Origin of the sequence: Enterobacter sp. 5-4 (assembly GCF_000612205.1) — a bacterium.
Classification (GTDB): Bacteria; Pseudomonadota; Gammaproteobacteria; order Enterobacterales; family Enterobacteriaceae; genus Enterobacter; species Enterobacter roggenkampii.
The window spans coordinates 304,812-323,001 of sequence record NZ_JFHW01000009.1 but is presented as its reverse complement, the minus strand read 5'-3'; the positions used below and the strand labels follow the sequence as shown (position 1 = coordinate 323,001).

The following is an 18,190-nucleotide window of genomic DNA, read 5'->3' as shown; positions in this document are numbered from 1 at the left end:
GCCGCGCAGGCGGCGTGAGGAAGAACGCGATACCGGTTAGCGGCCCGCTTTTAACTTCTGGTAATACTCTTCGTAGAGCCGGCTGGCGTCGCCGACATCGTTCTGCCACTCACCTTTGCTGATGGTTTCCGCATCCGGGTAGAGCGACTTATCGTTAGCCACTTCAGGCTTCAGCAGCTTGCGTGCGGCCAGGTTTGGCGTCGGGTAGCCAATCGTCTCGGCAACCTGTTTCGCCACATCCGGGCGCAGCAGGAAGTTAATCAGCTTCAGCGCCCCATCCACATTTTTCGCGTTAGCCGGAATGGAGAGGCTGTCCATCCAGAAGATCCCGCCTTCTTTTGGCCAGACTACCTCAAGCGGCGTACCGGCCTGGCGGGCCACATACGCGGAGCCGTTCCACACCATCCCCAGGTTTACTTCGCCTTCCATATACGGGTTTGCAGGGTTATCAGAGTTGAATGCCGCCACGTTAGGCATCAGCTTTTTCAGCTCGGCATATGCCGCTTCAATCTCTTTAGGATCCGTCGTGTTGCCAGAGTAGCCAAGCTTGCGCAGCGCCACCTGGAAGACTTCGCGCGCGTCGTCGGTCAACAGCAGGCTGCCTTTGTATTGCGGTTTCCACAGATCGGCCCAGCTTGTCACCGATTTCGGATCGACGGCCTCGCTGTTAACGCCAATCGCGGTTGCCCCCCAGATATACGGAATGGAGTAGTCGTTATTTGGGTCAAACGGCTTGTTGAGCATCTCAGGATCGAGGTTTGAAAAATGGGTTAGCTTCGTTTTGTCGATCTTCTGGATCATGCCCTCTTTGCGCATTTTGTCGACAAAATAGGTGGACGGAACCACCAGATCGTACGCGCCATCTTTGTAGGTTTTGAGCTTGGCGTACATGGTTTCATTCGACTCGTAGGTCGAGTAGATCACCTTGATGCCCGTCTCCTTGGTGAACTGCTCCAGCAGGCCCGGCGGCACGTACTCGGTCCAGTTGTAGAAGTAGAGCGTTTTGCTGTCATCAGCGTGTGCGGCACCCATACCAAGCACCAGCGCCGCAGCGGCGAGCATTTTTTTCATTTCATTGTCCCCTGAGATTTTGTTTTATCACGAGCAATAACCTGGCTGGCGATCACCAGAACCAGCGAAAACACCAGCAGAATGGTCGCCAGCGCGTTCACCTCAGGTGAAACGCCGACTTTCACCATCGAATAAATTTTCAACGGCAGAATTTCATAGCTCGGCCCGGTCACGAAGGAGGAGACCACCACGTCATCCATCGACAGGGTAAAGCTCAGCAGCCATCCGGCCGCCACGGCGGGCATCGCCAGCGGCAGGATGATTTTGCGCAGGATGGTCATCTCGCTGGCGCCCAGATCCTTCGCCGCCTCCAGCATACGCACGTCGAACCCTTTCAGGCGTGCAAAGACCGTCACCACCACAAACGGCAGGCAGAAGGTGATATGGGAAAACAGCAGTGACCAGAAGCCAAGCTGAACGCCCAGCAGCATAAACAGCACCAGCAGCGAAATCGCCATCACGATGTCCGGGGACATCATCACCACAAACAGCATACCGCTGACGAACGGTTTTCCGCGGAATCGGTAGCGATACAACGCCACGGCGGTGAGCGAACCAATCAGCGTGGCGAAGGTGGCGGAGAAGATCGCCATCGTCAGTGAGTGCTGTGCGGCCTGCAGCAGGCTGTCGTTGTTCATCAGCAGGCTGTACCAGTCGGTGGTAAAGCCCTGCCAGTTAATCCCAAAGCGCGAGCTGTTAAACGAGTTCACGATCAAAATAATGATCGGGATATACAGGTAAGCGTAAATGGCGGTCATAAAACCGCCGCGAAGCAGTCGACCGATCATTCGAGTTCCACCTTCTTGTTCAGCAGCCGTGAGGCGCGCCAGTAAACCAGCAGCATCAGACCCATCACCACCGTCAATGTAATGCTGGTGGCGGAGCCGAACGGCCAGTCGCGAATGTTGAGGAACTGACTCTTGATCACATTCCCAATCAGCAGGTTTTTCGCGCCACCCATCAGGTCCGAAACGTAGAACAGACCCATGGCCGGAAGCATGACCAGCAGACAGCCCGCGATAATGCCGGGCATGGTCAGCGGAATGATAATGCGGATAAAGGTCTGGAACTTGCTGGCACCCAGATCTTTTGCCGCTTCCAGCAGCGGTTTATCCAGCTTCTCAATGCTGGAGTAGAGCGGCATCACCATAAACGGCAGCAGGATATAGACCAGACCCACAATTACCGCGCTCGGGGTAAACATGATGCGGATCGGCGTATCAATCACCCCCAGCCACAGCAGAAATTCATTGAGGTAGCCTTTGGTGCTGAGGAAGATTTTCAGCCCGTAGATGCGAATCAGCGAGTTGGTCCAGAACGGCACAATCAGCAGAAACAACAGCAGCGGACGCACCTTTTGCGGCAGACCCGCGAGGAACCATGCGAACGGATAACCCAGCACCAGGCAGGCAATGGTGGCAATCAGCGCCATATTGAGCGAATGCAGCAGCACGTCAAAATAGAGCGGATCGAGCAGGCGCGCGTAGTTGTCCAGCGTAAAAACCAGCGAAACGAAGTTTGTGTCGTCACGGGTCAGGAAGCTGGTGGCGATGATCATCAGGTTGGGTAAAAAGACAAACAACACAAGCCAACCGACGATCGTGGCAATCACCACATTCTGGAACTTACTTGTGTTCTTCATCAGCCAGTACAACCTCCCAGCTTTCTACCCAGTTGATAACCATTTTCTGGTCGAGAGAGTGGTCGAAGTCCGGGTCGTCCTCGTTAAAGAACTCGCTGACCATCACCATTTTGCCGTTCTCCAGCTCGACGACAGACTCCAGCGTCATCCCTTTGTAGTTGCGCTCGCGGATATAGCCGATTAACCCTTCGGCCTCGGTATTGCCGTGAATTTCATCGACGCGCAGATCTTCCGGGCGCAGCAGAACGTTGAGCTTTTGTCCCTTTTCGACGGGGAAATTCACCGTGATGACGCACTCGCGTCCTTCGACGCACGCGCGAACGCGCTGGTCGTCCAGACGCTCAATCACCGTGGCGTCGAAGATATTGATCTCACCAATGAAGCTGGCGACAAACAGATTTTTCGGCTCTTCGTAGATTTCACGCGGCGTGCCGTCCTGCTCGATTTTGCCGTCGCGCATCACCACGATGCGGTCGGACATGGTCAGGGCTTCTTCCTGGTCGTGGGTGACGAAGACAAAGGTAATGCCGAGCTTGCGCTGCAGGGCTTTAAGCTCGTTCTGCATCTGCTTGCGCAGCTTGTAATCCAGCGCGGAGAGGGATTCATCCAGCAGGAGCAGACGCGGCTTGTTGACCACGGCGCGGGCGATGGCCACGCGCTGCTGCTGGCCGCCGGAAAGCTGATGCGGTTTTCGCTGGGCAAACGTCTCGAGCTGCACCATGCGCAGGGCTTCGGTGACGCGCGGTTCGATCTCACTCGCCGGAGTTTTTTGCATCCGCAGGCCAAACGCCACGTTTTCAAACACGGTCATGTGCGGGAAGAGGGCATAGCTCTGAAAGACAGTGTTGACGTGGCGGTCTTCGGCGGGAACCTGGGTGATGTCCTGACTTTCAAGATGGATATGGCCGTTATCGACGCTTTCCAGCCCGGCGATAAGGCGCAGTACGGTGGTTTTGCCGCAGCCGGAGGGGCCAAGCAGCGTCAGAAACTCACCGTCATTGATGGTGAGAGTGAGGTCGGAAATGACGTCTTTGCCATCAAAACTTTTACGAATTCGTTCCAGTTGCACCAGCGGTGAACGTGAACGGGATTGTGTATTCAATTTTTGCGCTGTCCCATATAGACGCCTCAGGCAGCAGACTGAAGCGGGGTTTGTGTGTAACCACCTTGGTGACTCGTAATGAGGGCGGACATTCTACGGCAATCCCCCGCAATCGCCAATCCTTGTCACTGATTCATAAGCTACATTTACTAACGCATAACGATATAAACGGAAAATATTCTCGTTTGCGGGATAAAAGTGACCTGACGCAATATTTGCGTTTTGATGCTTATTGATAATGTTGTCACAAAAAGTGAGGGTGACTGCATGGATAAATTACTTGAGCGTTTTTTACAGTACGTTTCGCTGGATACCCAATCTAAGCCGGGTGTTCGCCAGGTGCCGAGCACCGAAGGCCAGTGGAAGCTATTAAACCTGCTTAAAGAGCAGCTTGACGCCATGGGGCTGGTCAACGTCACGTTAAGCGAGAAAGGCACTGTGATGGGAACGCTGCCGGCGAATGTCCCGGGCGACATTCCGGCGATTGGCTTTATCTCCCATGTCGACACCTCTCCGGATTTTAGTGGTAAACATGTGAACCCGCAGATTGTTGAAAACTACCGCGGCGGCGACATTGCGCTGGGGATCGGTGATGAAGTGCTCTCGCCCGTGATGTTCCCGGTGCTGCACCAGCTGCTCGGTCAGACGCTGATCACCACCGATGGTAAAACGCTGCTGGGGGCGGATGACAAAGCGGGCATCGCGGAGATCATGACGGCGCTGGCGGTGCTGAAGGGCAACGATATTCCGCACGGCGATATCCGCGTGGCCTTTACGCCGGATGAAGAGGTCGGCAAGGGCGCGAAGCACTTCGACGTGGACGCATTCAACGCGCAGTGGGCCTATACCGTTGACGGTGGCGGCGTCGGTGAGCTGGAATATGAAAACTTCAATGCCGCGTCAGTCACGATCAAAATTGTCGGCAACAACGTTCACCCCGGTTCGGCGAAAGGCGTCATGGTCAACGCGCTGTCGCTGGCGTCGCGAATTCATGCGGAAGTCCCGGCGGAAGAGAGCCCCGAACAGACCGAAGGGTATGAAGGTTTCTACCACCTGACCAGCATCAAAGGCACCGTGGACAGCGCGCAGATGCACTACATCATCCGCGATTTTGACCGTAAAGCCTTTGAGGCGCGCAAGCGTAAGATGATGGAGATCGCTAAGAAGGTTGGTAAAGGATTACATCCTGACTGCTATATTGAGCTCATCATCGAAGACAGCTATTACAATATGCGCGAGAAGGTGATGGCCCATCCGCATATTCTCGATATCGCCCAGCAGGCGATGCGCGACTGCGATATTGAACCGATATTAAAACCGATTCGCGGCGGTACCGACGGTTCTCAGCTGTCGTTTATGGGACTACCGTGCCCGAACCTGTTTACCGGTGGCTATAACTACCACGGTAAACATGAGTTTGTGACGCTGGAAGGGATGGAAAAGGCGGTGAAGGTGATAGTGCGGATAGCTGAGTTGACCGCTAAACGCTAAAAAATGCCCGGTGGCACCTGGTTTTTCACCGTTAACCTGCAAAACCGTCAAAGCGATTTGCTTACCCGCCATATCGATAACCTGCGTTCCGCCACCTCAACGGTTAAGCGTGCGAAGCCCTTCACCATCAACGCGTGGGTTATTTTGCCTGAACATATGCACTGTATCTGGAGCCTACCGGACGGGGACAGCGATTTTTCCGCACGCTGGCGGGATATCAAAAAGACATTCAGCCGCAGCATCGACATGCGCTATATCTGGCAGCCACGATTCTGGGAGCACACTATCCGCAACGAAGAGGACTACCGGCGACATGTGGATTACATTTATATCAATCCGCTGAAGCACGGCTATGTGGGTAAAGTCAGCGACTGGCCGTATTCAACGTTTCATCGGGACGTGGCTGAAGGGTTGTATCCGGTGGATTGGGCAGGAGAGATTGAGGATTTTGCCGCGGGGGAGCGGAAGTGAAAAGCCGGGTGGCGGCTACGCCTTACCCGGCCTACAAAAGCTCGATCCCGTAGGCCCGGTAAGCGCAGCGCCACCGGGCACTAAAGCGACTCAGTCCTCAAAGAACCAGTACCCGCTGTTGACCAGCGCGGCCAGCATCGCGAGGAAGGACGGGTCTTCCAGCGCATCGCCAAAGGTATCAGCAGTCAGCACCAGATGGCTGGCAATCGCTTCCAGCGCCGGTCGGTGCGGTGAGTCCAGCTTCTCGCCGTTGACGAACACGTCCTCACCAATGCGCAGCACGCGCAACCCGCCCAGGCGCGTCAGCTTGTCGCCTTGCTGAAGCGCATCGTAAATCTCGTCAGCCTGATACGGCGGCTCCGGAGGCGCAACGTCCAGCTCGTGGCGGGACTGGCTAATAAACTCGCCAAACCACTGACGGAAATGTTCCGGCTCGTTGATCAGATCCAGCATCATGCCGCGCAGCTTATCCAGCTCCGCGGGCAGGATGTCTGCCGGGTGCTCACGCGCAGGCACGTCGGGATCGCTGTAACGATAGCTGCCCAGCTCGCGCTGCAGAACATAGTCGGCAAATCCGCTGATCATCTCGCGGCCGCTTGGCGCGCGGAACCCGACGGAGTAGTTGAGGGAATTCTCCAGGGAGTAACCTTCGTGAGGGAATCCCGGCGGGATGTAGAGAATGTCGCCCGGCTCCAGCTCTTCGTCGATAATCCCTTCAAAGGGATCAACCTGAAGCAGGTCCGGATGCGGGCAGTGCTGCTTCATCGGCACTTTTTCGCCCACGCGCCAGCGGCGGCGGCCCGTACCCTGAATGATGAACACATCGTACTGGTCCAGATGCGGGCCTACGCCGCCGCCCGGCACGGAGAAGGAGATCATCAGATCGTCCATGCGCCAGTCGGGCAGGGCGCGGAACGGACGCATTAAGGCGGCCGTTGGCTCGTGCCAGTGGTTGACAGCCTGTACCAGCAGCGACCAGTTGTTTTCACCGAGATGATCGTAGCTTTCGAAAGGACCGTGGCTAACCTGCCATTTCCCGTCCTGGTGGCTGACCAGGCGGCTGTCGACTTCGTTTTCCATGGCCAGACCGGCCAGCTCGTCAGGCGAGATAGGGTCGACAAAATTGCTGAACCCGCGTTTCAGAACGACCGGGCGTTTTTGCCAGTAACGTTCAATAAACTCGGGCCAGTTAAGCGTTAAGTGATAATCCATATTTTTTTATTCCGCAGGCTCTTACTGACTCGGATTATAACGGAAGCTCAGCCCCCCGGCTGCGAGATCCTCGCATTTTTCACATAACGGGTTAACTATCGTTCGATGTGGGCTGCTGGCGACCAAAAATGACCTCCATTCGCGCGCCGCCCAGCAAACTTTCGCTGGTTTCGATTTTCCCGTCGTACTGGTCGACAATCTCCCGGGCGACGGCTAATCCAACGCCCTGGCCAGGACGTAGCGTATCGGCGCGTTGACCGCGATCGAACACCACATCACGTTTATTGCGCGGGATCCCCGGGCCATCATCCTCCACGATGATATGCAGTTCGTTATCCGTCTGGCGCGCCGACACTTCCACGAACTCCAGACAGTATTTGCAGGCGTTATCTAACAGGTTGCCCATCACTTCCATGAAGTCATTTTTTTCACCCACAAAGCTTATCTCTGGCGAGATATCGAGGCTGATATTCACCCCTTTACGCTGATACACCTTGTTGAGGGCGGACGTGAGGTTATCCAGAAGCGGGGCGACCGGATGCAGCTCGCGGCTCAGCAGGGCGCTGCCGGAACGCATGCTGGCGCGGTGGAGGTAATAGCCAATTTGCTGGGAAATACGGCTGATCTGCTCCAGCATCACCGGCTCGGCATCGTCGACGCTCAGCTTCGAACTGCGCATGGAACGCAGGGTGCTTTGCATCACCGCGAGCGGGGTTTTCAGGCTGTGGGTCAGATCGGTAAGCGTCGTACGGTATTTATCATAGCGTTCGCGTTCACTTTTCAGCAGGCGGTTGAGGTTACGCACCAGGCTGGTGAGCTCGCGGGTGGTTTCCGGATTAAGCTTTTCGCGATGATGTTCTTCCAGCTCGCGAACCTCTTTCGCCAGTGATTCAATGGGGCGCAGGCTCCACCACGCCGCTATCCACAGCAGCGGGATCACCAGCAGCAGATTTGCCGCCAGAACGTAGATGAACCAGCTCCAGACCATATAAGAACGCTTCAGCTCGACCGGAATGGTGTCGATCACCACGATGGTCAGCTGCGGCATGTTTAGCGTCGCCGGATAAAGGTTAATCGCAACGGAGTGCGTCATCTCCGTTTCCGCGTCGTCGGCGCGGATCTCGTTCAGCTTTTGCTGCAGGGAACGATCTTCACGGATCAGCGAGCTGGTGGTGTTGAGATCGGCTTCAATTTCGTGAAAACCGTTGGTTTTAAGCCACTCCGGACGAATGCTTTTGACCAGCCACGGAATATCGCGCTGCGCCCACAGCAGCTTCCCCTTTTCGTTGTAAATCAGGGCGAGGGTGGGGCTTTGCTGATTAAGGTTTTCCGGCATTTCGACGGTGATTCGGTTGTCTTCCCATTTCGCCAGGGTATAAAACAGATTGCTTTCGCCGCGTAAGAGACGAAAGGTCGTTTTATCGAAGCTGACGCTGTACCCCACCAGGGCGACCATGCCGTAGGAGAGCGACAGCACCAGCACCACCGCAGCCGTTGCCAGTAAAAAACGAACCCGCAGTGAGAGGGGCAGAAGATGACGCAAAATCCGTCTCATTTAGCGTAATTCAAACAGGTAGCCCTGACCGCGGACGGTGGTAATCACATCCTGCGGGTACTGGGCCTGAATTTTCTTACGCAGTCGTCCCATCAGCACGTCAATGGTATGGCTCTCGCGCAGTTCAGCGTCAGGGTAGAGCTGAAGCATTAAAGAATCTTTACTCACCACCTTGCCGCTGTTGCGGATCAGCGTTTCCATAATCGTATATTCGAATGCGGTCAGCTTGATGACTTCATCGTTAATTGAGAGCTCGCGGCGGGAGAGATCGACCTGGAAAGGCGGGATGGAAATAACCTGCGACGCCAGCCCGCTGTTGCGACGGAGCAGCGCCTGCATGCGGGCCGCCACCTCTTCAATATGGAACGGCTTAGTGACGTAATCATCTGCGCCCGCGCTGAGCACTTCAACCTTATCCTGCCAGCCTTCACGAGCGGTCAGCACCAGAACCGGCAGGGAAACATCGTGGCTGCGCCAGCGACGAATCAACGACAGGCCGTCCTCGTCAGGCAACCCTAAATCGACAATGGCGATATCCGGCAGGTGTTCATTGAGATAATAATCGGCTTCTTTTGCATCTTCAGCATCGTCCACCTGATGTCCCATCTCCTGAAGCTGAACCTTCAGGTGATGGCGTAGCAATGCGTTATCCTCAACAACCAGTACGCGCATCATCTTTTCTCCCAGAATAAATAGTATGAATAGTTTAACGCTGATTATGTTGCTGTGGGGATAAACATTGAGTAAACCGGGGAAAAGCAACCCCCTTTCCGGGCGGAAAGGGGGGAGAAGGGATTATTTCAGCTCGTCAACCATGGTGATGGCGCGGCCAATGTAGTTCGCCGGAGTCATCGCCTTCAGGCGGGTTTTCTCTTCTTCCGGCAGCGCCAGGCCGTCGATAAACTGCTTCATACCTTCGGCATCAACGCGTTTGCCGCGGGTCAGCTCTTTCAGCTTCTCGTACGGTTTTTCGATGCCGTAACGACGCATCACGGTCTGAATCGGCTCCGCCAGCACTTCCCAGTTGTGATCCAGTTCGTCCAGCAGACGATCGCGGTTCACTTCCAGCTTGCTCACGCCTTTCAGCGTGGACTGGTACGCGATCAGCGCGTAGCCGATGCCCACGCCCAGGTTACGCAGTACGGTGGAGTCGGTCAGGTCGCGCTGCCAGCGGGATACCGGCAGTTTGCTCGCCATATGCTGCAGCACGGCGTTCGCCAGACCCAGGTTACCTTCGGAGTTTTCGAAGTCGATCGGGTTCACTTTGTGCGGCATGGTGGAAGAGCCGATTTCACCGGCGATGGTTTTCTGCTTGAAGTGGTTCAGGGCGATGTAGCCCCACACGTCACGATCGAAGTCGATCAGGATGGTGTTGAAGCGCGCGATGCAGTCAAACAGCTCCGCAATATAGTCGTGCGGCTCAATCTGGGTGGTGTACGGGTTCCACTGAATGCCCAGCGAGGTCACGAACTCTTCGCTGAACTGGTGCCAGTCCACTTCCGGATACGCGGCGATGTGGGCGTTATAGTTACCGACCGCGCCGTTGATTTTGCCCAGAATTTCAACCTGTTCCAGCTGACGGTACTGGCGCTCCATACGGTACGCGACGTTCGCCATCTCTTTACCCATCGTGGATGGGGTGGCTGGCTGGCCGTGGGTACGGGAGAGCAGCGGAATGTCGCGGTATTCCACGGACAGCGCTTTCACCGCGTCGATGATTTTACGCCAGTAAGGCAGCACCACCTCTTTGCGCGCGGTGGAGAGCATCAGCGCATGAGAGAGGTTGTTGATGTCTTCAGACGTACAGGCGAAGTGAATGAACTCAGACACGGCGTGCAGCGCAGGAACGCTTTCCACTTTCTCCTTCAGGAAGTACTCAACCGCCTTCACGTCGTGGTTGGTGGTGCGCTCAATGGTTTTAATGCGCGCGGCGTCTTGTTCGCTAAACTCGGCAACGATTTTATCAAGGTAATCGTTTGCCTTTTCGTCAAAAGCAGGAACTTCCTTGATTGCTGCCTGGGCGGCCAGCTTTTGCAGCCAGCGTACTTCAACCTGAACACGGAACTTCAGCAAACCATATTCGCTGAAGATCCCGCGCAGCGCGCTGACTTTATCGCCGTAGCGTCCGTCGACAGGGGATACGGCGGTCAGTGAGGATAATTCCATAATTCGCAACTCCGGGAGGTTAACAATGAGCAAGAATTTGTTTTGCCTGAGTGGTCAGGCGATTACGAGAAAACATTAGCTGCAGGCGGCCACCGCCAACCTGGTGCCACAGCACGGCGGCACGGATCCCTGCCAGCAGGGAGGCGCGTACTTTTGCCTGTACCTGCGGGCTTTGCAGCACGGCAGGGGAGCCGGTGACCTGAATCCGTGGGCCCAGCGGGCTGATGACGTCAACATAAATGCCGGCCATGGCGCTCAGCAGCGTGTCGGACTGCAGGTCAAAATGGTCAAGCTGACGCTGTAACCCGGCAATGCGATCGCCCAGGGTATTAAGCGCGCCTTTTGCTGCGCTCAGCTTACGCTCCAGCACCATCAGGCTCAACGTGTAGCGGGTCAGCTCTGCGTTTAACCCCTGACGGCTGCTGGCGTTAAGCACGCCAAGCAGGGTTTCAAGACCGAGACGAAGATTGGTTTCACTGCCACCGAACACGCCCAGGGTCGAACCGGGGTTGAGGTCGATAACGCTATTGAGTGAAACGTGCAGGGCATCAGCGTCGCAATGACCCTGATGCGCCAGCTGTTGCACCAGACGGGCTGACTGGCAAATTCCCGCCAGCGCCAGGGTGATGTCATAGTAGTTCTTCGCCACACGGTCTCCTTTATGTGTGCAAACGCTGTTAAACAGCGGGCAGCGGCAGGCGCTGTTCAATGATCCCGCCGCCCAGGCAGATTTCGCCGCTGTAGAAGACAGCGGACTGACCCGGGGTGACGGCGGCGACCGGCTCGTCGAAGCGCACGTCAATACGGTCGTCATCAAGCGCGGTAACGGTGCAAGGAATATCGGTCTGACGGTAGCGTGTTTTCACCGTGCAGCGCAGCGTGCCCTTCAGCGGCTCACGATCGACCCAGTGCAGCTGCTGCGCGATCAGGCCAACGGACATCAGACGCGGATGGTCATGGCCCTGAGCAACAACCAGAACATTGTTTTCGACGTCTTTGTCGACCACGTACCACGGATCTTCGCTACCTTCTTTCGTCCCGCCGATACCCAGGCCTTTACGCTGGCCTAAGGTGTGGTACATCAGCCCCTGATGCTGGCCAATCTCTTCCCCGTCGACGGTGACAATTTTACCCGGCTGTGCGGGCAGGTAACGTCCGAGGAAATCGCGGAATTTGCGCTCGCCGATGAAGCAGATACCCGTAGAGTCTTTTTTCTTCGCAGTGATCAGGTCCAGCTCTTCGGCGATTTTACGCACCTGAGGCTTTTCCAGCTCGCCAACCGGGAACAGGCTCTGGGCGATTTGCTCGTGGCTCAGCGTATAGAGGAAGTAGCTTTGATCTTTGTTGCCGTCCAGACCGCGCAGCAGCTGGCTTTTGCCATTCACGTCAGCGCGACGCACGTAGTGACCGGTCGCAATGTAGTCTGCGCCCAGATCTTCCGCGGCGAATTCCAGGAAGGCCTTAAATTTGATCTCTTTGTTGCACAGAATATCCGGGTTCGGCGTACGGCCCGCTTTGTACTCTTCGAGGAAGAGTTCAAAAACGTTGTCCCAGTATTCTGCGGCAAAGTTAACGGTGTGCAGTTCAATGCCGAGCTTATCGCACACGGCCTGCGCATCAGCGAGATCCGCTGCGGCAGTGCAGTATTCCTCGCCGTCATCTTCCTCCCAGTTCTTCATGAACAGGCCCTCCACCTTATAGCCCTGTTGCTGTAACAGGTAGGCGGAAACGGAGGAATCGACACCGCCGGACATGCCGACGATCACTTTTTTCTGGCTGTTATCTGACATGGAATACTCACGACATTGAACTTCAAGGCGGCGTATTCTATCACGCCCCCCCACCATTGGCACCCTCTGTAAACGGCCAGTTAAATGCGCCGATGACATCCAGCGGCAGGCGTGCGCCTGACTGCCAGCAGCGGATGCTTTCCGCAACCAGCGGCGAGCGCAGGTTTGGCGCGTTCAGGATCTCGTCGGCGGTGACCCACAGGCAGCGGTCGATATCGTTATCCTGCGGTTCAGTGGCGCACGTTTCGCTAAGCTCAACGGCAAATAAAAAACGCAGGAACGGCGTGTGGTCGGGCGCAATCCACTGGTGCATACGGATGAAGTGCTGGGGCTCGGCGTGAATACCGGTCTCTTCCCACAGCTCGCGTTTTGCCGCCTGCAGGAGGGTCTCATTGGCTTCAAGGTGCCCGGCAGGCTGGTTCCACAGCGCTTTGCCGTTAATGCTCTCTTCGACAACAAGGAATTTCCCCCGGGCGTGGACCACGCAGGCTACCGTGACATGAGGTTTAAACATAGTGACTCCTTAAGAGGTAACGTCCCGCCATTCACCGTTTGCCAGCGTTTCCAGGGTGTAGTTGCCCATGGCGTAACGAATCAGGCGCAGGGTGGGGAAGCCGACGTGTGCGGTCATGCGCCGAACCTGGCGGTTGCGGCCTTCATAAAGGGTGATTTTGAGCCAGCTTGTCGGAATCGATTTGCGTTCGCGGATAGGTGGGTTACGCGGCCACAGCCACTCCGGTTCATTCACGCGTTCAATACCTGCCGGCAGGGTGGGACCGTCGTTTAGCGCGACGCCTTTGCGCAATTTTTCCAGCGTCTCGTCATCCGGCTCGCCTTCTACCTGGACGAAGTAAATTTTGCCGGTGCGTTTCCCCGGCTGTGTGAGCTTCGCCTGTAAGGCGCCATCGTTGGTCAAGACCAGCAGGCCTTCGCTGTCGCGGTCCAGACGCCCGGCCGCGTAGACCCCCTGAACCGGGATGTAGTCCTTAAGCGTGCTGCGCCCGGCTTCGTCGGTGAACTGCGGCAAAACATCGTAGGGTTTATTGAACAGAATCACCCGCTTTGGCTGGGTTTCTTGCGGTCGTCTGGCGGCTTGTCGCGAGCTGAATCGCTCAACCCGGTGTTTTGTAAAAGAAGTTTTCTTCATGGTATTTTCAGGCGTTATCAATTGCCGCATTATAGCCTAATAACGAAGACCTTTCATGGCGTCGGACAATCAGGTACTATCGAAGGGCTCATTACAATTTATTAACATAAGATCAGTAACAACCAGAAGCGCTCGAAGGAGAGGTTAATGGAAAGCAAAGTAGTTGTTCCGGCGGAAGGTAAAAAGATCACCCTGCAAAACGGCAAGATTAACGTTCCTCACAATCCGATCATTCCATTCATCGAAGGTGATGGTATCGGTGTAGACGTTACCCCGGCAATGCTGAAAGTGGTTGATGCCGCTGTTGAGAAAGCCTACAAAGGCGAGCGTAAAATTTCCTGGATGGAAATTTACACCGGTGAGAAATCGACGCAAGTTTATGGCCAGGACGTCTGGCTGCCAGCCGAAACGCTGGACCTGATCCGCGACTACCGCGTTGCTATCAAAGGCCCACTGACGACGCCAGTTGGCGGCGGTATCCGTTCCCTGAACGTGGCACTGCGTCAGGAGCTGGACCTGTACGTCTGTCTGCGTCCGGTTCGTTACTATCAGGGCACCCCAAGCCCGGTTAAGCACCCAGAACTGACCGACATGGTCATCTTCCGCGAAAACTCAGAAGACATCTACGCGGGTATCGAATGGAAAGCGGACTCTGCTGATGCAGAGAAAGTGATTAAATTCCTGCGCGAAGAGATGGGCGTGAAGAAAATTCGCTTCCCTGAGCATTGCGGTATCGGCATTAAGCCGTGCTCCGAAGAAGGGACCAAGCGTCTGGTGCGCGCGGCCATCGAATATGCGATCACCAACGACCGAGACTCTGTGACCCTGGTTCACAAAGGCAACATCATGAAGTTCACCGAAGGCGCGTTCAAAGACTGGGGCTACCAGTTGGCGAAAGAAGAGTTCGGCGGTGAGCTGATCGACGGCGGCCCATGGCAGAAGATCAAAAACCCGAACACCGGCAAAGAGATCATCATTAAAGATGTGATCGCCGATGCGTTCCTGCAGCAGATCCTGCTGCGTCCTGCGGAATACGACGTGATTGCCTGTATGAACCTGAACGGTGACTACATCTCTGACGCCCTGGCAGCTCAGGTTGGCGGTATCGGTATCGCCCCTGGCGCGAACATCGGTGACGAGTGCGCCCTGTTCGAAGCAACCCACGGTACTGCACCAAAATACGCAGGCCAGGACAAAGTGAACCCGGGCTCTATCATCCTGTCCGCAGAGATGATGCTGCGTCATATGGAATGGTTCGAAGCCGCAGACCTGATCGTTAAAGGTATGGAAGGCGCAATCAACGCGAAAACCGTCACCTATGACTTCGAACGTCTGATGGAAGGCGCTAAGCTGCTGAAATGTTCAGAGTTTGGCGACGCGATTATCGCGAACATGTAATCCAGATTCTGGGTTAAACAAGAGCGGGGGCCTGATGGTTCCCGTTTTTATTACTAGTTTTTGAATCGTTATCAAAATTTTCTCAAAATGGTTTAACAAAACGAACAGGGATAGCTTAGGAAATGATTCGTCTTTTAATGCTGATTAGCGCAGTTTTTGGAATCGGCTATGGTTACGCAATATCGCACGACGTTTGGCCATTTGAAGGTATGGATGCGAACCAGCGAGGAGTTTTTGGTGATTCTTGGGGCGCCTTTACCTCAATCTTTTCTGCTATGGGTTTTTGTGGCGTTTTATGGACGATTAAACTGCAGATGGATGCAACAAAAAAAATAGAAGATGATTCTAGTAAGAGGGAGGAAGCGGAAAAAATCAGGGATTTCGAAAATTCCTTCTTTAATATGTTGAGTATATTACAAACGCTAATTAAAGATATGAGAGTTGAAGGTTCCTCAGGAAGAACTTTGGCTGAGGGGCGTCATGTTTTTCTTTATTTTTTTAGAAGATTCAAAAAAGAGGTTAGACAAAAAAATGGAATGTTATTAGATTACGACTCTAGTGATGAATCTGAAATAAAAAAAGCCTCTTTGCGAATGTCTAATGAGTATCGTTTTTATTTCAGAAACAGAGCTCAAAACCTTTCTCATTATTATAGATATATCTATAATATGTTCAAGATAATCCATGAGTCTGATTTGAATAGTGCTAATAAGAAAAAATATGCTAATATTTTACGCGCTCAACTATCTAATTACGAATTGTTAATGCTTTTTTATAATGCCAATTTTGTTCATGGTAGGAAGTTTGAAACGTATATGAATTCGTATGCGATCCTGGACAATCTACCAGCCGAGAAACTTATAAATAAAAAACATGTCGCATTCTTTGATAAGAAGGCATGGGGAGAAAATTATGATGCGCTTAAGTATCACCCCAAACATCTTGATTCTTAAGGCTAGTTATTATTAATTTTTATGCATTCTTTGCCTATATCATCATGGTATCTGGGGGTTTGCTGGGTAGAACTATGCCCCAGCAATTTTTAGGTTTCGATACCTTAAGTTTCATAAAGATGTTCTGCTAAAGATCATTGTTCATGGAAAGTAGCTGGTGTACCATCTCGCCAATTTATGTCTTCTTTATTACGTGCCTTACTGAAATTTATTATTATTGTGTTCGACATTACCTATGCCCCTCGTTCTGAAATTGAGGTAGCTTGGAAGAAGTGGGTAAGATACGGACTCACTTCATAGCCGAGACAACTCGCAACAACATATAAAAAACTCCAGTCAATCGCGTGTAGTCTCAGATAAAGTAAAATCACAAGCTTGTTCCCTTTTTTCTCCTGAACGACATGAAGAATGCCATCTCAAATATCGTTGAAATTCATAATCGAAATTTTACCGAGTCGCTGACCAGCAACGAGCGCCAATAGCATTTTATTACCCACATACTGATGGCGTGATCGCTATGGTTCTTGCTAACTATGATTATCGCGCTCTTTACAGTGTGGTAGATGATCGTTACTGCTATCGCGAGAGTAAATTAGAGATGGCATGCGAGCTGAATAAAAAAAAACTAGCTGGACTATGATCACCTGGCGCTGCCATGCTGACTCGTGGTTGAGCTTGGCTATATAAAGCTGTTTCGCTCCATTATGAGAAGAGTTTGGCAAAGATACTAATAGATTTAAGTTGCAAATTAAGCAAGAAAATGGTTAGGTGGTGATATCTATGGCTTTTTTTAAGAACTTTTTAAAAATTAGGATGTGGCCTGCTTTTTATAGTAGGTTTGTTTTTTTCTAGTTCCAATTGCCAGCCATAAGATGTTATTATTAAAGAGGATGATTTCTTATGCGAGCAGAAAAAATGGATGTCTTTAAAGCTTTCAAAGAAGAGAAAGAAAAAAGCCATAGAGTTGATGCTTTTTACACCCCTTCAAAACCAGTGTCCTCTCCTTCAAATCTTAGAGGTCGTGATGAAGAGATTCAAAAGATATTAGGTGCGTTAACGACTCCCGGTCGGCATTGTATGATTTACGGAGATCGTGGAATTGGCAAGAGCTCACTTGCGTTATCAACTCTTGAAGGTGGTAAAGAGCATGAAATTTTACCAGAGATTGTTTTCCAGTATAGATGTATTAAAACCACTTCATTCAAAGATATTATTGAAAAAGCTGCTATTTTTATAGATGAAGCTTACAAGCATGATAAAGTTGAAACTACTAAAAAATATGGAGCAAGGGCAAAGCTTCTAGATATATTTAGTCTTGAAGGTTCTCGAGAAGAAAAGATTACAATAGAAAAGGAAGAACTCACTGCCAACAAAGCAGCCTCAGTTTTACATCATTTGGAATCAGTTCTACTTATTGATGAATTTGATGTTGTAAAGGATGATGTTAAGCATGAGGTTGCTGAATTTGTTAAACAATTAAGTGACGCAGGTAGTCCATTTAAAGTCCTAATAGTAGGAATTGGCTCCGATGGCGCAGCTCTAATTGCCGGGCACCAATCGGTCATCCGGTGCATGCATGAAATTAAACTGCCTCGTGTTGAAGACAAATATTTAGCGGAAATAATTGAGAGCGGCGAGAGCGGTTTAGGTCTGACGTTTGCACCTGAAATTAAAAAATCCATTATTGAAATAAGCAGTGGTTTCCCGTATTTTACACATTTGCTATGTAAGGAAAGTGCAGAGGAAGCGATTAGGAAATCACAAAAAATAATTGATAGAACTGTATTTGAACAAGCTTTGATTGTTGCGGTGAAAAACACGGAAGGTCAGTTGAAACGTTGTTATGATTTAGCTGTCACTTCTTCTAGAACAGATATGTATCCTAAAATCCTCTTATCTGCCGCAAAATTCAATAATGATCAATTTAGTGTAAAAAGCTGGATTGAACAAATTTCAGTTGACCATAATATTGATTTAACATATGGCAGTATGAATAACTACACAGGTAAGCTTATAAAACCTGAGCGTGGAGAAATCCTTCAACTTGTAAGGAGAGGGGTTTATAAAATTACAGATCCCCGTATGCCAAGCTATATATTAATGTGTCACAATGCTGTGCCATAAATAACAATATTATTAATCAATAGACTATCTTTTTGTCAAAAATGTGTGATGAATCCGTCAATTATGGA

At 52.4% G+C, this 18,190-nt stretch carries 17 protein-coding genes and 1 pseudogene; 5 read left to right on the top strand and 13 right to left on the bottom strand.

The window, feature by feature from the left end; all coding sequences use genetic code 11:
- Positions 1-36 precede the first annotated feature (36 nt).
- The 4 genes from potD to potA are packed head-to-tail and all read right to left on the bottom strand — an operon-like array spanning position 37 to position 3,845.
- Positions 37-1,071, bottom strand: coding sequence for a spermidine/putrescine ABC transporter substrate-binding protein PotD (gene potD / locus AA74_RS0105990; RefSeq protein WP_008500766.1), 1,035 nt, complete (start codon positions 1,069-1,071; stop codon positions 37-39).
- Positions 1,068-1,859, bottom strand: coding sequence for a spermidine/putrescine ABC transporter permease PotC (gene potC / locus AA74_RS0105985; RefSeq protein WP_008500765.1), 792 nt, complete (start codon positions 1,857-1,859; stop codon positions 1,068-1,070). The genes potD and potC overlap by 4 nt, the downstream gene beginning before the upstream one ends.
- A complete protein-coding gene (potB, locus tag AA74_RS0105980; RefSeq protein WP_023343772.1) occupies positions 1,856-2,713 on the bottom strand; it encodes a spermidine/putrescine ABC transporter permease PotB in 858 nt (285 codons plus the stop codon). Before potB ends, potC begins: the two co-directional genes overlap by 4 nt.
- Positions 2,697-3,845: a spermidine/putrescine ABC transporter ATP-binding protein PotA gene (potA, locus tag AA74_RS0105975; protein ID WP_172644123.1), complete on the bottom strand. Its 1,149-nt coding sequence runs from the start codon at positions 3,843-3,845 to the stop codon at positions 2,697-2,699. Before potA ends, potB begins: the two co-directional genes overlap by 17 nt.
- 237 nt (positions 3,846-4,082) lie before the next feature.
- Between potA and pepT the strand changes: the two genes are divergently transcribed.
- Together pepT and AA74_RS0105965 are read left to right on the top strand one after the other, a co-directional pair.
- Complete coding sequence (pepT, locus tag AA74_RS0105970; RefSeq protein WP_023292767.1) at positions 4,083-5,306, top strand: peptidase T; 1,224 nt, start codon at positions 4,083-4,085, stop codon at positions 5,304-5,306.
- 3 nt (positions 5,307-5,309) lie between these two features.
- A complete protein-coding gene (locus tag AA74_RS0105965) occupies positions 5,310-5,777 on the top strand; it encodes a transposase (RefSeq protein ID WP_025911767.1) in 468 nt (155 codons plus the stop codon).
- A 90-nt stretch (positions 5,778-5,867) separates the two neighbouring features.
- Here AA74_RS0105965 and AA74_RS0105960 read toward each other — a convergent pair whose 3' ends face one another.
- The 8 genes from AA74_RS0105960 to rluE form a co-directional block, all read right to left on the bottom strand.
- Positions 5,868-6,989 carry a cupin domain-containing protein gene (locus tag AA74_RS0105960; protein WP_025911765.1) on the bottom strand — a complete coding sequence of 374 codons (1,122 nt, stop codon included), beginning with the start codon at positions 6,987-6,989 and terminating at the stop codon, positions 5,868-5,870.
- A 91-nt stretch (positions 6,990-7,080) separates the two neighbouring features.
- Complete coding sequence (phoQ, locus tag AA74_RS0105955; RefSeq protein ID WP_008500759.1) at positions 7,081-8,544, bottom strand: two-component system sensor histidine kinase PhoQ; 1,464 nt, start codon at positions 8,542-8,544, stop codon at positions 7,081-7,083.
- Positions 8,545-9,216, bottom strand: coding sequence for a two-component system response regulator PhoP (phoP, locus tag AA74_RS0105950; RefSeq protein ID WP_025911763.1), 672 nt, complete (start codon positions 9,214-9,216; stop codon positions 8,545-8,547).
- 123 nt (positions 9,217-9,339) lie between these two features.
- The gene (gene purB / locus AA74_RS0105945) at positions 9,340-10,710 is read right to left on the bottom strand and encodes an adenylosuccinate lyase (RefSeq protein ID WP_008500757.1); all 1,371 of its coding nucleotides are present in this window, start codon (positions 10,708-10,710) and stop codon (positions 9,340-9,342) included.
- Between the two features lie 19 nt (positions 10,711-10,729).
- Positions 10,730-11,359 carry a high frequency lysogenization protein HflD gene (gene hflD, locus AA74_RS0105940; RefSeq protein WP_008500756.1) on the bottom strand — a complete coding sequence of 210 codons (630 nt, stop codon included), beginning with the start codon at positions 11,357-11,359 and terminating at the stop codon, positions 10,730-10,732.
- A 28-nt stretch (positions 11,360-11,387) separates the two neighbouring features.
- Complete coding sequence (gene mnmA / locus AA74_RS0105935; protein WP_025911759.1) at positions 11,388-12,500, bottom strand: tRNA 2-thiouridine(34) synthase MnmA; 1,113 nt, start codon at positions 12,498-12,500, stop codon at positions 11,388-11,390.
- A gap of 40 nt (positions 12,501-12,540) precedes the next feature.
- On the bottom strand, positions 12,541-13,014 hold the full coding sequence (locus tag AA74_RS0105930) for an NUDIX hydrolase (protein ID WP_025911756.1): 474 nt from the start codon (positions 13,012-13,014) through the stop codon (positions 12,541-12,543).
- A 9-nt stretch (positions 13,015-13,023) separates the two neighbouring features.
- Complete coding sequence (gene rluE / locus AA74_RS0105925; RefSeq protein WP_025911754.1) at positions 13,024-13,677, bottom strand: 23S rRNA pseudouridine(2457) synthase RluE; 654 nt, start codon at positions 13,675-13,677, stop codon at positions 13,024-13,026.
- Between the two features lie 117 nt (positions 13,678-13,794).
- On the opposite strand from rluE, the gene icd reads away from it, so the two are divergent.
- Positions 13,795-15,045, top strand: a complete 1,251-nt coding sequence (gene icd / locus AA74_RS0105920) for an NADP-dependent isocitrate dehydrogenase (protein ID WP_008500752.1) — start codon at positions 13,795-13,797, stop codon at positions 15,043-15,045.
- Positions 15,046-15,167: 122 nt separating this feature from the next.
- On the top strand, positions 15,168-15,998 hold the full coding sequence (locus AA74_RS0105915) for a putative phage abortive infection protein (protein ID WP_025911752.1): 831 nt from the start codon (positions 15,168-15,170) through the stop codon (positions 15,996-15,998).
- Between the two features lie 2 nt (positions 15,999-16,000).
- Here AA74_RS0105915 and AA74_RS1000000123655 read toward each other — a convergent pair.
- Positions 16,001-16,504, bottom strand: a pseudogene (locus AA74_RS1000000123655) (integrase); the annotation flags it as partial.
- Between the two features lie 394 nt (positions 16,505-16,898).
- Between AA74_RS1000000123655 and AA74_RS0105910 the strand changes: the two are divergent.
- Entirely contained in the window at positions 16,899-18,122 is a 1,224-nt protein-coding gene (locus AA74_RS0105910; protein ID WP_025911749.1) for an ATP-binding protein, read from the top strand.
- Positions 18,123-18,190 lie beyond the last annotated feature (68 nt).